Origin of the sequence: Nocardioides sp. S5 (assembly GCF_017310035.1) — a bacterium.
Lineage (GTDB): Bacteria > Actinomycetota > Actinomycetes > Propionibacteriales > Nocardioidaceae > Nocardioides.
On the sequence record NZ_CP022296.1, the window covers coordinates 3,585,825 to 3,597,937 of the forward strand.

Annotated in this window: 12 protein-coding genes and 1 pseudogene; 5 read left to right on the forward strand and 8 right to left on the reverse strand. The window is 67.4% G+C overall.

Translation table 11 applies throughout. From position 1 onward, the window contains the following. Positions 1-2 precede the first annotated feature (2 nt). The 6 genes from CFI00_RS17745 to CFI00_RS17770 all read right to left on the reverse strand — a co-directional run bounded on the left by CFI00_RS17745 (position 3) and on the right by CFI00_RS17770 (position 5,314). Positions 3-206, reverse strand: a complete 204-nt coding sequence (locus CFI00_RS17745) for a hypothetical protein (RefSeq protein WP_011755675.1) — start codon at positions 204-206, stop codon at positions 3-5. Positions 207-280: 74 nt separating this feature from the next. Then, complete coding sequence (locus tag CFI00_RS17750) at positions 281-1,198, reverse strand: type II secretion system F family protein (protein WP_207082357.1); 918 nt, start codon at positions 1,196-1,198, stop codon at positions 281-283. Next, positions 1,195-2,124, reverse strand: a complete 930-nt coding sequence (locus CFI00_RS17755) for a type II secretion system F family protein (protein WP_207082358.1) — start codon at positions 2,122-2,124, stop codon at positions 1,195-1,197. Before CFI00_RS17755 ends, CFI00_RS17750 begins: the two co-directional genes overlap by 4 nt. Next, positions 2,121-3,800: a CpaF/VirB11 family protein gene (locus CFI00_RS17760; protein WP_207082359.1), complete on the reverse strand. Its 1,680-nt coding sequence runs from the start codon at positions 3,798-3,800 to the stop codon at positions 2,121-2,123. The genes CFI00_RS17755 and CFI00_RS17760 overlap by 4 nt, the downstream gene beginning before the upstream one ends. Continuing rightward, on the reverse strand, positions 3,797-4,636 hold the full coding sequence (locus CFI00_RS17765) for a hypothetical protein (RefSeq protein WP_207082360.1): 840 nt from the start codon (positions 4,634-4,636) through the stop codon (positions 3,797-3,799). The genes CFI00_RS17760 and CFI00_RS17765 overlap by 4 nt, the downstream gene beginning before the upstream one ends. A 3-nt stretch (positions 4,637-4,639) precedes the next feature. Continuing rightward, positions 4,640-5,314, reverse strand: a complete 675-nt coding sequence (locus tag CFI00_RS17770; RefSeq protein WP_207082361.1) for an SAF domain-containing protein — start codon at positions 5,312-5,314, stop codon at positions 4,640-4,642. A 1,071-nt stretch (positions 5,315-6,385) separates the two neighbouring features. Between CFI00_RS17770 and CFI00_RS17780 the strand changes: the two genes are divergently transcribed. Both CFI00_RS17780 and CFI00_RS17785 read left to right on the forward strand, forming a co-directional pair. Next, positions 6,386-7,714, forward strand: a complete 1,329-nt coding sequence (locus tag CFI00_RS17780) for a DUF4365 domain-containing protein (protein ID WP_207082362.1) — start codon at positions 6,386-6,388, stop codon at positions 7,712-7,714. Next, positions 7,711-9,141 (forward strand): hypothetical protein, encoded by a 1,431-nt coding sequence (locus tag CFI00_RS17785; RefSeq protein WP_207082363.1) that lies wholly within the window; start codon positions 7,711-7,713, stop codon positions 9,139-9,141. Before CFI00_RS17780 ends, CFI00_RS17785 begins: the two co-directional genes overlap by 4 nt. 190 nt (positions 9,142-9,331) lie before the next feature. Here the strand turns inward: CFI00_RS17785 and CFI00_RS17790 are convergent, their stop codons facing one another. Next, entirely contained in the window at positions 9,332-9,952 is a 621-nt protein-coding gene (locus CFI00_RS17790; protein ID WP_166196716.1) for a TetR/AcrR family transcriptional regulator, read from the reverse strand. Between the two features lie 142 nt (positions 9,953-10,094). On the opposite strand from CFI00_RS17790, the gene CFI00_RS17795 reads away from it, so the two are divergent. Genes CFI00_RS17795 through CFI00_RS17805 form a run of 3 tightly spaced genes read left to right on the forward strand, consistent with a single transcriptional unit; the run spans position 10,095 to position 11,849 of the window. Further along, positions 10,095-10,295, forward strand: coding sequence for an MMPL family transporter (locus CFI00_RS17795; RefSeq protein WP_235738417.1), 201 nt, complete (start codon positions 10,095-10,097; stop codon positions 10,293-10,295). A gap of 22 nt (positions 10,296-10,317) precedes the next feature. Then, the gene (locus CFI00_RS17800) at positions 10,318-11,496 is read left to right on the forward strand and encodes a cytochrome P450 (RefSeq protein ID WP_166196714.1); all 1,179 of its coding nucleotides are present in this window, start codon (positions 10,318-10,320) and stop codon (positions 11,494-11,496) included. A gap of 38 nt (positions 11,497-11,534) precedes the next feature. Beyond that, positions 11,535-11,849 carry a hypothetical protein gene (locus CFI00_RS17805; RefSeq protein ID WP_207082364.1) on the forward strand — a complete coding sequence of 105 codons (315 nt, stop codon included), beginning with the start codon at positions 11,535-11,537 and terminating at the stop codon, positions 11,847-11,849. Here CFI00_RS17805 and CFI00_RS17810 read toward each other — a convergent pair. Continuing rightward, a pseudogene (locus tag CFI00_RS17810) lies at positions 11,818-12,108 on the reverse strand (IS3 family transposase); the annotation flags it as partial. The gene CFI00_RS17805 and the pseudogene CFI00_RS17810 sit on opposite strands and share 32 nt — an antisense overlap. Positions 12,109-12,113 lie beyond the last annotated feature (5 nt).

The following is a 12,113-nucleotide window of genomic DNA, read 5'->3' on the forward strand; positions in this document are numbered from 1 at the left end:
GCCTACTTGATCTTGGCGGACTCGCTGGTCACGAAGAACTTGATGGCCGCGACGACGATGCCGACGATGACGATCACGGCGCCGGCCCACAGGACCTGCTCGATCGTGACGGAGCCGCGCTCGTCGCGCTGCCGGGTGACGCGGTCCTCGAGGGAGGCGAGCGAGGTCAGCGCCGCCATCTGGAGGGCGATGAAGAGCTTCAACATCGGGGTTCTTCCTTCCTTGTTGTTCGGTTTGCGGTCTGGGTGACCCTGGTTCTTTGGGGTCGGTGTTAGGTCGGTCAGGTGGTGAAACGGAGCAGGGAGGGGGTGACGAGGATCGCCATGAAGACGATGCCGAGCAGGCTGGCGGGGATGTACATGCGCTCGGAGACGGCGTTGGCCTTCCCGAGTTCGGCGCTGAGCATCGCCGAGCGAAGGGCGGCGGCGCGGGCGCGGAGGTTGTTGTAGATCTGGGCGCCGTCCTGGCCGGACTGCTGCATGATGTCGGCGAGGTCGTCGAGCTCGGGGACGCCGAGGTCATCGGCTAGCCCGTGCAGGAAGTCCCAGGGGGCGCGGGTCATGTAGCGGGCGCGGCGCAGCTCGCTCTCGATTCGCTTGAACACCCACTTGTCGCCGACCTCGGCCGCGGAGCGCAGCGCCTGCTGGCCGCTGGAGCCGTCGCGGACTCCGGTGGCGACCATGTCGATGTAGGCGCCCAGGGCCCGGCTGAACTCGATGCGGGCCTTCTTGGCGTCGTCAGTGGCGTTGTAGTTGGGCATGAACCAGAACAGTGCGGCGAGCCCGAGCGACCCGAAGGTGGGGATCACGAACGGGAGCGGGAGCCCGATCAGCGCGAAGAACGCCGCGAACAGCGGCGGCATGGCCAGGCCGAGCAGCGCCCAAACGACCTTCTCGCCGTAGAACCTGGTCTCGCTGATCTGGAGGATGGCCAGGTCCTTGCGCGGTGTGTGTGCCCACGCTCCCCCGGGCAGGTTCTTGATCGCCCACACGCCGATCCGGTCGACGAACGATCCGGATTCGGTGCTCTCCTCGACGTCGAGCGGGCCGGCGCTGCGTCGGGGTACGACGTGGCCGGGCGAGAGCCGGTCCAGGGCGTCGGCGAGGTCGGGGTCGGACGGGGCCAGGCGCCACACGAGCAGGGCAACGGCGAGCCCGAGGAGGGTGCCGCTGGCGAGCGCGAGCTGGAGGCCCGTCATGCGAGTGCTCCTTCCTTCTCCCCGCGCGCCGCTCCGTGCGCCGCTCGGTGCGCGTTGCGGGCCTGGAGGTCGAGGAAGCGCGGGAGCGGCTTGGCTACCGCCATCCGGCGCATCCACAGCAGCGTGGCCACGTAGGCGGTCAGCAGGACGGCGAGGATGACCTGGCCGAGCGGGCTGCCGTACGGCTCGATGTAGTCGCCGGTGAGGGCGAGCATGCCCAGGACGCCGAGGGTGATCACGGTGACCGTGCGGGCGGTGGTGCGCGGCTTGGCCTGGTCGGCGGCGATCTGGCGGCGGGCGCGCACGTCGGCCGCGACGGTCTCGGCGAGGGCGTCCAGCGCCTTGGCCAGGCCGGCCTGCCCGCGACCGCTGGCGGCGAGGATCAGCTGGCTGGCCACCACGTCTCCGGTGGAGTCGTTGAGGTCCTCAGCGAAGGCGCGCAGCACGTCCTCGGTGGTGGCGGTGTTGTTCCAGAGCCGGGAGACCATCAGGCCGACCTCGCGCTCGATGGGCGCCGGCACCGACTGCAGCGACTTGATGAGCGCCGAGCGCAGCGACTGTCCGGCCGTCAGCTTGCCGGACAGTGACCGGGTCCACTCCTCGAGCGCCTCGAGCTTCTCGACGCTCGCGGCCGCCGGCGGGGGCGTGAGCAGCAGCGGGATGCCGACGATCGCGGCCGGGACGAGCACGATCGCGATCACCCAGCCGGTCAGCAGCGCGACCAGGAGGCCGGCGACAGCGCCGCCGATGACCAGCATCCGGGTGCGCGGGTTGAGCCGGGTGAACCAGCCACCCGCCCGGCCGAACGGGGTGACGGTCCGGGCGGGCCGCGGCGGCTTCGGAGGTGCGGGGATCAGCGCGTAGACCATGCCGATCAGGCCGATGACGATGAGCGCCCCGAAGACGGCGGGCAGGAAGGCGGTCATGAGATCGCCACCCCCGGGTTTGCCTGGGACTCGGCCTTGTACGCCTCGAGGTCGAACCCGTGGCGCGCGAGCTCCTGGGCGAGGAAGTTGTCGAGCTTCCCGGTCGCGACGGCCTGGCCGAGCTGGTTCGGGGCGAAGATCGGGGTGGTCGCATACCCGCGGGCCGCGTCGATGCTGGGCTGGACGACCAGGACCTCCTCGACCCAGCGCTGCTTGCGGAAGGTGCCGTCGGGATTGGCGACGACCTCCGAGCGCAGGTACATCACGATGTCGATCGCGGCGGCCAGCTTGCTGATTGCCAACTCGCGGGTGACCTGCGGGCCCTTCTCCATGGCGCAGGAGACGAGCTTCTCGATCGTGTGCTCGGCACTGCGGGCATGGGTGGTGCTGATCGAGCCCGGCCCGGACTCCATGGCCTTGAGCATGTTCCAGACCTCCGGGCCGCGGACCTCACCGACGATCTGGCGGGCGAGGTTGAACCGGAAGGAGTGGTGGATGGCCTCCTCGAGGCTGAACTCACCGGCCTGGCGGCCGTCGATGCCGACCTCGCCGGATCCGGGCCGGTGCTCCCACGCGTGGACGATCTTGTGCCGGTCGACCAGCTCGTGCAGGTGCAGCTCGAACTCGGTCTCGAAGGTGCCGATCATCTCCCAGGGCGGGATGCACGAGCACAGGGCCCGGACCCAAGTGGTCTTGCCGCTGCCTTGGACCCCGGAGACGACGATGCTCTTGCCCGCGCGCACGCAGGTTGCGACGAAGTCGGCCAAGACCGCGCCGCACGCCTTGCGGTCGTAGACCATCTCGTCCATCGACACCTCGCGCATCCCGTGGCGACGGATCACGACGGAGGTGTAGGCCATCACCCAGGAGCCGGCCGCGAGCCGCGCTCCCCCGGGCAGCCGGAGGTCCAGGTGCGGCCGGGCCTCGGTGAAGGGCCGGTTCTGCCGGGAGCCGAGGTCGGAGAGGAACTCGCGCAGCTCGTCCTCGGAGTCGGCGATCGGGGCGGCCTCCACAAGGGTGCCGTCGACCAGCTCCAGCCACACCGAGCAGACCGGGCCGCGGGCAATTACGATGATGTTCTCGACGTCCTCGCGCTCGACCAGGGGCTGCAGGCGGCCCAGACCGAACAGGGCGGCGTGGAGGGCGGACTTGAGTGCCTTCTCGTGGTCCTTCGTCCACGGCGGACGGCCGGTCGAGACCAACGTCTCGGCCTCGGATTTGATGAGCTCCTCGATGACGTCGAGGCCCATCTGCTCGCGGTCCTCCTCAGTGACCCGACCACCTTCCTTGTCGAGCCGGGCGGTTAGTCGCGACGAGATCTCAGCGCGGTACTGCGCGATCAGCTCCCAGTCCAGCTCGACCTCGCCATCCGTGCCGCGGGTGTCTTGGTGCTCCTCCGGTGCGGGCGCCACAAGCGGGCGCAGGCTGAACTCCGAGCGGGCGCGGCCAGGCAGCTGGCCCTCGCCTTCGCTGGTCCAGGCGCCGGCGAAGATCGGCAGCGAGGTCGGGTCGTCGTCCTCGACGACCGGCGGGGGCGGCGGGGTGCCGTTGGAACCGCGTCCTCGGGCGAACGGCGAGGTCTGCTCACGGTTCGCGGCATGGCGGGCCTCAAGCCACTCGTCTGCGCGCAGCGGGTCGCGGCCGTTGGTCTCCGGGTGGTGTCCGTTGGTGCTCATGCGTGGCCTCCGTTCGTGGGAGCGAGGGCGGCCTGGTTGGCGCCGAGGATGGACTCGATTGCGGCGGTGCTGCCCCGGTAGCCGCGCCGCAGTCCGGAGGACTCGAACTTGCGTGGCTTGCGGGCGCCGTGGGAGTAGACCTCGGCCACCTCGGGCTCCCAGTCCACGGAGGCGACCACGGGGATCTGGAGGGCCTTGGCGATGTGGCGTGCGGTGTAGGGCCGGACTCGGGCGCCGGTGGGAAGCGAGGGCCAGCGTCGCTCCTCGTCGACGAGGAATCCCCCGAGACGGGAGAGCCCACCGACCGCGGCGAACTGTGCCCGCAGGGTCTTGGCCCAGCTGGTGGCACCGGCCAGGGCCGGCAGCGAGCTGCGGGTGACGAGCAGGGTCAGGTCGGAGGCAGCGATCAGCGGCTGGGGCCAGCCCGCGAGGCCGAGTCGTCCGGCGTCGACGATGACGTCCTGGCCGTTGCGGTCGAGGGCGCGCAGTTGCTCGGTGAGCGGTTCCCACAGGGGCAGCAGGCTGGGGGCCTGCTCGTGGGCCCGGATGCCGGGTAGGAACCAAGCAGACCGCTCGGCCGGCGCCTCGGGGTCCAGCAGCAGCGTCTCCCGGGGCAGTGCGTCCGCCAGCGTTCCCTCGCGCAGGGAGAGAGCGAGGTTGATCAGGCCGCCGGTCGGCTCCTGGGCGCCCTGGAAGTAGCCAGCGAAGACCGAGGAGGATCCGGTCGGGTCTGCGTCGACCAGGAGCACGGGTCGGTGCCAGTTGAGGGTTAGCCCGAGCGCCGTGGTGGACACGCCGGGCGAACCGCTCGCGGAGGCCAGGACGATCACCGCCATGCCTCAGCGCTGCCGGGCGTCCAGGACGAGTGCGACCCGTCCGGTGGCAGCCCGGGCAGCCAGTTCGGCCGCCTCGGCTTCGGGCACCGCGACGTCGACGACGGTCTCCCCCGTCTCCTCGACCCGGTTAACACCAACGACGGTGGCCTCGATGGTGACCGGCTCCCTGTCGGTGACCTCGCCCTGGTCGCCGGGCGTGGTGACGATCCGGACGACGTCGCCGCCGTAGAGCGGCTCTGACGGCATCTGCGCGGGAGTAAGGCTGATGCCCACCAGGGACTCTCCCTCCCCCGGCACCAGGTTGTCGGTGACTGCCTGCGCGGTGAGCAGAGTGCCGGCCCACAGGTCGACGGCAGCGCGGCTGCCCTCGAGCTCGGCCTTCTGGCTGCCGGGGACCGGGGTCAACGCCGGGTCGACGCTGACCCGCACGACGGCGAGGTCGCCGGCCTCGATGGTCTCGCCACGCTTGATGTCGTTGCTGACGACCAGGACCTCTTGGGTGTCGTTAACCGAGGTGAACGCGAACGCGGTCCCCAGGCCGCCGGCAGCGACAAGAGCCGCGCAGAGTGCCAGGACCCAACGCCTGCGGCGGCGCCTCAGCCGTGGGAAATGGTTGTGGTCGGGAGGTGCCTTGATACTGGCGCCAACCTCGTCCCGTGCATGTTGAGCAGTGTTCATCGACATGGATCCCCGAGTCCTCTCTTGTCTCAATCACCTACGTGTCAAGACGTGCCGGGAGCGGTCATCGCGAGCCCGACTCGATAGAAACACACTAGTGCATTTCTATCGAGAGAATCGGTATCCACAGCTGACCGATTCCGAGATGTCATCGCCCGAGTCCTGACCGGAAGTGGTTGCGTGGCCCAATCCCCCCGATGGGACTGAGCGCTCGCACGCACCGAACATCCAGGTCAATAGGACCACAAATCATGCGGACTTTTCGGGAGGAATATCTCCCTGTGGATTACGTTCAACTCGGCGCCAGGCGCGCCCCCATCTACGGCGCTAGACCTACCCGCGCCGCAGACGCTGCTGCCGGGCTTCCTGGAAGGCCGCGGCGACGACGTCGACTGTGTCCCCCAACCCACGCGCGAGACTCTCAAGCTGCCTGGCTGCTGGGAGTCGGGTCCAACGGCCTTGCTCCCAGGCGTAGTAGGTCGGCACAGCCACGTTGACGGCCGCAGCCAACTCGGGCACCGTCAGCCCCGCCTTCAAACGCAGTGCTCTGAGATCAGGAACCTCACCCTCCATGTGAATTAGACGAAGGGTCGGGATGTCGAGCGCTCTAGCAAGCTTGACCAAGAAGTCCGGCCGAGGAACCGACGCGCCCAGCTCCCAACGAGATATGCGCTCCCCACCGGCGGCACCAACTAGACGCGCCAACTCATGCTGGGTCAGGCCCGCCTTCTCGCGAGCGGCGCGCAGCACTGAGGGGTCGATTCCGGAAACCATCGCTGACAGACACTAGTCGGAGCAAGCGGGAGCCCCCGCCGCGAATCTCCCCACAAGTTGAGCGACCTACGTGATACCCGCGCTGGGCAGAGGGCGCTGGGACACGCCGCTGACTCGAGGTGGAGCGTGACAACGACGATGCCTACCGGTCCTCTCGAAAGGCGTGGGCCTCATCAAATCCGGACGCCCGCAGGTAGCACCGCCTCTGAACCGCGCCTGCCTCGTACTGTCGGTGGCGACTCGTACCCTCAAAGAGCCGAGGCTCTCCAGATTCCTCGGCAGAAGCGAGGTGACCGGGTGGGAAGCGGTAAGCAGGTCAGCCGCAGCGCGCACATCGGCGATGCTGGTATTGCCCTTATCCACCAGCGGGTCAGCGCCATGGATCACGTCTGGCACGAGCGCACAGTCGACGCCGGGATCGATGGCACGATCGAGCTGCGCGACCCTGCGACGGGCGAAGTCAGCAACTGCCACCTCCAGGTGCAAAGCAAGGCCAGCGACAACGACTTCCCCGGTGAAACCGCCGACCGGTTCCACTACGACTGCGACGAGCGCGACCTGGACTACTGGATGAAGTCTTCAATGCCCGTCCTGCTGGTCTGCTCACACCCCAAGCGGGGCGAAGCCTGGTGGGCGCACATCCAGTCCTACTTCGCGGATCCCGCCCGTCGCGCCAGCGGACGTGTGGACTTCAACAAGATCACCATGTCCCTTGAAGGGGACGTCTCCGACCGGCTGTTCGCGGTTGCGGATCCTCACGGCCGCGCGCACACGCCCGTCGCTGATCTGCGTGATGAAACCCTGGAGTCGAACCTGCTGCCTGTGACGATGCCCGACGTGTTCTGGGCATACGACGCCGCGGTCACACTCCCCCGGAAGGTCTACGACCTACAGCGCGAGAGCAGCCTCGACATCCGAGACGACTTCACCCTCTTCGGCGGCCGGCTGCTGACGTGGAGCCCCGTCGAGGACACCGCGCTGGCGGGCGCGGTGAACGGTGACCCGACGATCGAGGCCACCGGCGAACTGCTCCACGGCAGCCCGGACAGCGAGCGAATACTGGTGCGCTTGCTCAACAACGCCTTCCGGCAAGACCTCCGCGATGACTGCGCCTTCCACGGCAAGCGCCACATGCTCTACTTCCGCGCCACCGACGACCTGTCGCAACGGAGCTGGAACACCAGCGGCACCCATTGGCGCTCCGTCTTCAAGCCGCACGCCAAGAAGACCAACCCATTGCAGGTCAGCTACTACAAGCACGCCGGCCTCAAGTGGCAGTTCCTCAACCTCGACGACGAGTGGTTCTGCGCCCTGACGCCCGACTACTACTACTCGATCGACGGCTACCGCGAGTCACGGTTCACAGCCCAGTACCTGAGCGGCATCAAGCGGCTCGAACGTAACCCCGCTGTGCTCGGCGAGACCCGCATGTGGGCCGCCATCCTCGCCGGTCGCGAGGGCGGCCATGACAGCTTGTTCAGCCAGAACGAGCGCATCCTCGACTTCGGCAAACTCGTCACCTTCGACACCGACCGCGGCATCGACGAGGCGAAGTGGAAGCGAGCGGCAGAGGCGTCGGACCCGACCGATCCTCTGGCTGACGGGGAGCTGGCGGAGACGGCATGAAACTCACGTTCATCGAAGAACCGGACCTGGAATTCGGCAACGGCAGCCGCCACATCGACCCACGTAGCGGCATCAACAACTACGGTCCGGCCGACCTGAGCAATACGGGAGTTCGGACGATCCAGATCGGCATCGTCGGCACCAAGGCGGCCATCGGTGGGGTCAAGGCATGGCTCGACCGCTGCCGCGAACCAATTGCACCCAAAGAAAGCCCGCTATCGCACCTCTACTTGCCGTTTCCTGGGTTTCACACCAGCGTCGGCTTCCGCTCGACGATCATCTGGAACGGGCGGCTGGAGCGCACACTCGACAAACGAGCCCTGGAGAACATCGCAACGCTGAGTCCGCTGCAGGCTGTGCAGAAGGGCGTCGAACTGTACGAGGCCGAGCTGAGAACGCTCGATGAGGAACCCAACTGCGACGTGATCATCGTCTGCCGTCCCGACGATCTGCCGGAACGCGAGGAGCCGAAGACCAACCCTGACCGACCGTGGGAGCAACCAAAAGCTGCGTCTATCGGCTTCGACTTCCACGAACTGCTGAAGGCACGCTCGCTGAGCGGTAGTCGTCCCATCCAAATTATCCGGCGCGAGACCTGGGACCCGACCTACAAGCCGAAGGGCCGCGACAGGCGACGCCAGCAGGACGAGGCAACCAAGGCCTGGAACCTGCACACGGCGCTGTACTACAAGGCCGGCGGCGTGCCATGGCGGATGACCCGCCATGTCCGGGACCTCACGACCTGCTACGTCGGCGTCGCCTTCTACCGGAGCACCGACAACGAAACACTGCAGACGAGCGTGGCGCAGGTTTTCAACGAGCGCGGCGACGGCGTGATCGTCCGTGGCACCCAGGCCACTCAGTCGAAGGACGACCGACAGCCACACCTCACCGGCGACGACGCCAAGGACCTCCTTGAGCAGTCGCTGGCCCGTTACCGCATCGAGCACAAGACGGCACCCGCACGCGTCATGCTGCACAAGACCTCTTCGTTCACGCCTGAAGAGTTGGAGGGCTTCCGGGCTGCCGCCGAGGCGGAGCGCCTGGCCATGCTCGAACTCGTCTGGATCCCACGCGAGGACTCCCCCCGGCTGTTTCGGCAAGGCGAGCAGACAACCCTACGAGGCACGCTCCTGTCGCTCACTGACACCCGGCACCTGCTCTACACCCGTGGGAGCGTTCCGTTCTACCGGACTTACCCAGGGATGTACGTGCCGTCGGCACTCCCCTTCCGCCTTGTCGAAGTGCAGTCGAGCGCGGCCGAGATCGCGACTGAGCTGCTCGCGCTCTCCAAGATGAACTGGAACGCCACCCAACTCGACGGACGGGTGCCCATCACGCTGCGCACAGCTGACTCGACCGGCCGGATCCTGAAGCACCTCGGCCCGAACGAACGCCCGGCGCCGCGATACGCCTACTACATGTGACTCGGCTCGGTGCTCGTAGCTCGGTTTGACCTGGTCGCTTCCGCGACTCGCATGGACAAGTCCCCCGACCAGCATGCGCGCCCGCACCTGTCCTGCACGAAGGCCCGGTCATTGCCTGGAAAGCCCTTCCGGCCGGAGCGCACGGAAGCCGCTTCCGCTGTCGATAACGTGCGGAGATCACTCCGGTTGGTCACTGGGGCTTGTCGTCAGCGCGACGGGGACGCGTCGCCAGGCCGTCGAAGATCAACTCGCTGATCGACGCAGACAAGCGCACTGCGTCTGCGGACGGGTCGTCAGATGGCCCCTCCACCGCCGCAGTGAGGCCGGCGACCGTGATGGCACCGAAGACGCTCAAGGCCACGGCGCCCGGGTTGGGGACCTGGCGTAGCGACCCATCAGCCACGCCGTCGGCCAACAACTGCTCGATCGGTTCGTAGAACGCAGCCCGCAATGCCAGCGCCAGCTCGGGCAGCCGAGTCGCGCGCCCAAGGTCGCCGACCAGTGCCCGACACAGGAACGGGTGCTCGAGCATTACCCCCAGCTGCGCCACGACAGCGGCCTCGAGTCGAGTCCGCGCATCCTCGGCGCTCAAGACGGCAACGCCGACGGCGCCGGCGATCATGTCCAGCAGGTCGCTGAGGAGAAACTCCAGCACGGCGTTCTTGCCGTCGAGGTGGTAGTAGATCGTGGCCTTCGGGATGCCGGTGGCCTCGGCGATGTCTTCGATCTTGGTGCCGTCCAGACCGCGCTCCGCGATCAGCTCGGCCGCGCCGTACAACTGGCTGGCCAGCTTCGCCGGCAGCTTCCTCATCACGCACCTCTGTTCTCTGCCGCCCGCCGGTGCGGCCGTGCGGTATCGACGTCGTGCACATCGTATGTTGTACTGGAAGTACAAACCAGTGATCTAGACGATCGGTTGTGTTCAGTGAGTCGAGACGATCGGGCCGGGACTGCTGTTCTCACCGGTCGAGGCGCTCGCCCAGACCGGCTTCGCTGTCGCGGCCGGGCTCCTTCTCGACACGTTCGTCGTGCGCACTCTCGTCGTCCCGGCTTGCGCCGCGCTGTTCGAGGAGGGCAGCTGGTGGCCACACCCCCGGCCGGCCCACGCCCCGGCAGCCGTAGAGCCAGCCCCAACACCTCCCAGGCACCCGTGAACCCGATGACCAGAGAGAAGTCATGACTAGCCAGCAGCTCACCTACAGCCCGTTCGACCCCACAGTGATGGAGGATCCCTACCCCGTCTATCGGCAGCTTCGCGATCACGCCCCGGCGCACTGGTCGCCGGAGGCAAGCACCTGGGTGCTCAGCAGGCACGAGGACGTCTCGGCGGCCCTGGCCGACCCAACGACGTACTCCTCGGCGTCCGGCATCTTCCCCACCCCACCCGGCGTGGACATGACCGAGCTGTTCCTGCCCATGCTCATCATGAGCGACCCACCCCGGCACACGCAGCTGCGCCAACTCGTCAGCAAGGCCTTTACCCCGCGTCGCATCGCAGGGCTCGAAGGACACATCCAGACCCTTGTCGACGACCTCCTGGACACAACCCCCGAGACCGGCCCCTGGGACTTCGTCTCTGAGTTCTCCGGACCTCTGCCCGCGATCGTGATCGCCGACATGCTCGGCGTGCCGCGTGAAGACCGCGACCGCTTTCGGACCTGGTCCACCACCCTGATCCAGTCCAACCCGGTGCGAGGCGAATTCGGCGCCGGGCTGGACGCCGCTGCAGCCCTCTACGAGTACTTCTCCGCATTCCTCGCTGACCGACGCGCGCACCCACAAGACGACCTCATGACAGCGCTCGTCCAAGCCGAGGTGGACGGCGAGCACCTCACCGAGGAAGAACTTCTCGGGTTCTGCCTGCTGCTGCTCGTCGCCGGGCACGAAACGACGACCAACCTGCTGTCCAACAGCGCTGTCATCCTCGCCCAACACCCTGAGGACCGACGCGCTCTGGCCGACGAGCCCGAACTCGTGCCAGCAGCCGTCGAAGAGCTGCTTCGCTACGACTCACCGGTCCAGGGCCTGGCACGCACCCTGACCCGACAGGTCGATCTGCACGGTCAGGCTATGGCAGCCGGCGACACCGTGCTGCTGCTCTTCGGCTCAGCCAACCGCGACGACCACGCGTTTCCCGACGCAGACCACTTCGACATCCACCGTGGCCCCGAACGACAAGTCGCGTTCGGGCGCGGCATCCACTTCTGTCTCGGCGCATCCCTGGCCCGCCTCGAAGCACGCATCGCTCTGCGAGCACTCCTCACCCGCCGCCGTGACTGGGATGTCGACATCGACTCCGCGGTCCGACTCCGCTCAGGCCCGATCCGCGGGTTCGCATCGCTACCCATTCAGTAGGTCAGCCACTCACCATCCAGTCCCACGAAGGAGTACCCGTGAAGGACCGACCCAAGCCGAGCCGCGCAACAGTCCTCCACAATCTGATCGAGGCCATCCTCACCCGAAACGATGGGCACATCCCCACCAACATCGAAGGCACCGACACCTACTTCAACAATGTGGAGGACCTCGCGAACGCGCTCCTGCTCCGCTGGCACACCCGTCTCGTGGCATCCCTAGAACGCGGCCTCGTCGACGACCCTGAAGACCGCAGGGAGGCCGTCATCGAAGCCTGGCGGCACGCCTCCGGGACTGCTGCACGAGTAGGTGACAGGTTGGTTACGCAGCCTGAGTGGCTGGTGTGGTCATGATGGTCTCGTACTCGATGGGGGTCAATCGGCCGAGCGTGGCTTGTCGGCGGCGTCGGTGGTAGGTCCGTTCGATCCACTGGACGATGGCGATGCGGAGCTCCTCGCGGGTGGCCCAGGAGCGCCGGTCGAGGACGTTCTTCTGCAGGAGCGCGAAGAAGCTCTCCATGGCCGCATTGTCGCCGGCTGCCCCGACGCGGCCCATCGATCCGACCATGGCGTGGCGGTTCAACGCGTGCACAAATTTCCTGCTGCGGAACTGCTTGG

Excerpts from the sequence above, each read along its gene's own strand:
- CFI00_RS17745 (WP_011755675.1), bottom strand. The coding sequence starts at position 206 with ATGTTGAAGCTCTTCATCGCCCTCCAGATGGCGGCGCTGACCTCGCTC.
- CFI00_RS17750 (WP_207082357.1), bottom strand. The coding sequence starts at position 1,198 with ATGACGGGCCTCCAGCTCGCGCTCGCCAGCGGCACCCTCCTCGGGCTC.
- CFI00_RS17755 (WP_207082358.1), bottom strand. The coding sequence starts at position 2,124 with ATGACCGCCTTCCTGCCCGCCGTCTTCGGGGCGCTCATCGTCATCGGC.
- CFI00_RS17760 (WP_207082359.1), bottom strand. The coding sequence starts at position 3,800 with ATGAGCACCAACGGACACCACCCGGAGACCAACGGCCGCGACCCGCTG.
- CFI00_RS17765 (WP_207082360.1), bottom strand. The coding sequence starts at position 4,636 with ATGGCGGTGATCGTCCTGGCCTCCGCGAGCGGTTCGCCCGGCGTGTCC.
- CFI00_RS17770 (WP_207082361.1), bottom strand. The coding sequence starts at position 5,314 with ATGAACACTGCTCAACATGCACGGGACGAGGTTGGCGCCAGTATCAAG.
- CFI00_RS17785 (WP_207082363.1), top strand. The coding sequence starts at position 7,711 with ATGAAACTCACGTTCATCGAAGAACCGGACCTGGAATTCGGCAACGGC.
- CFI00_RS17790 (WP_166196716.1), bottom strand. The coding sequence starts at position 9,952 with ATGAGGAAGCTGCCGGCGAAGCTGGCCAGCCAGTTGTACGGCGCGGCC.
- CFI00_RS17800 (WP_166196714.1), top strand. The coding sequence starts at position 10,318 with ATGACTAGCCAGCAGCTCACCTACAGCCCGTTCGACCCCACAGTGATG.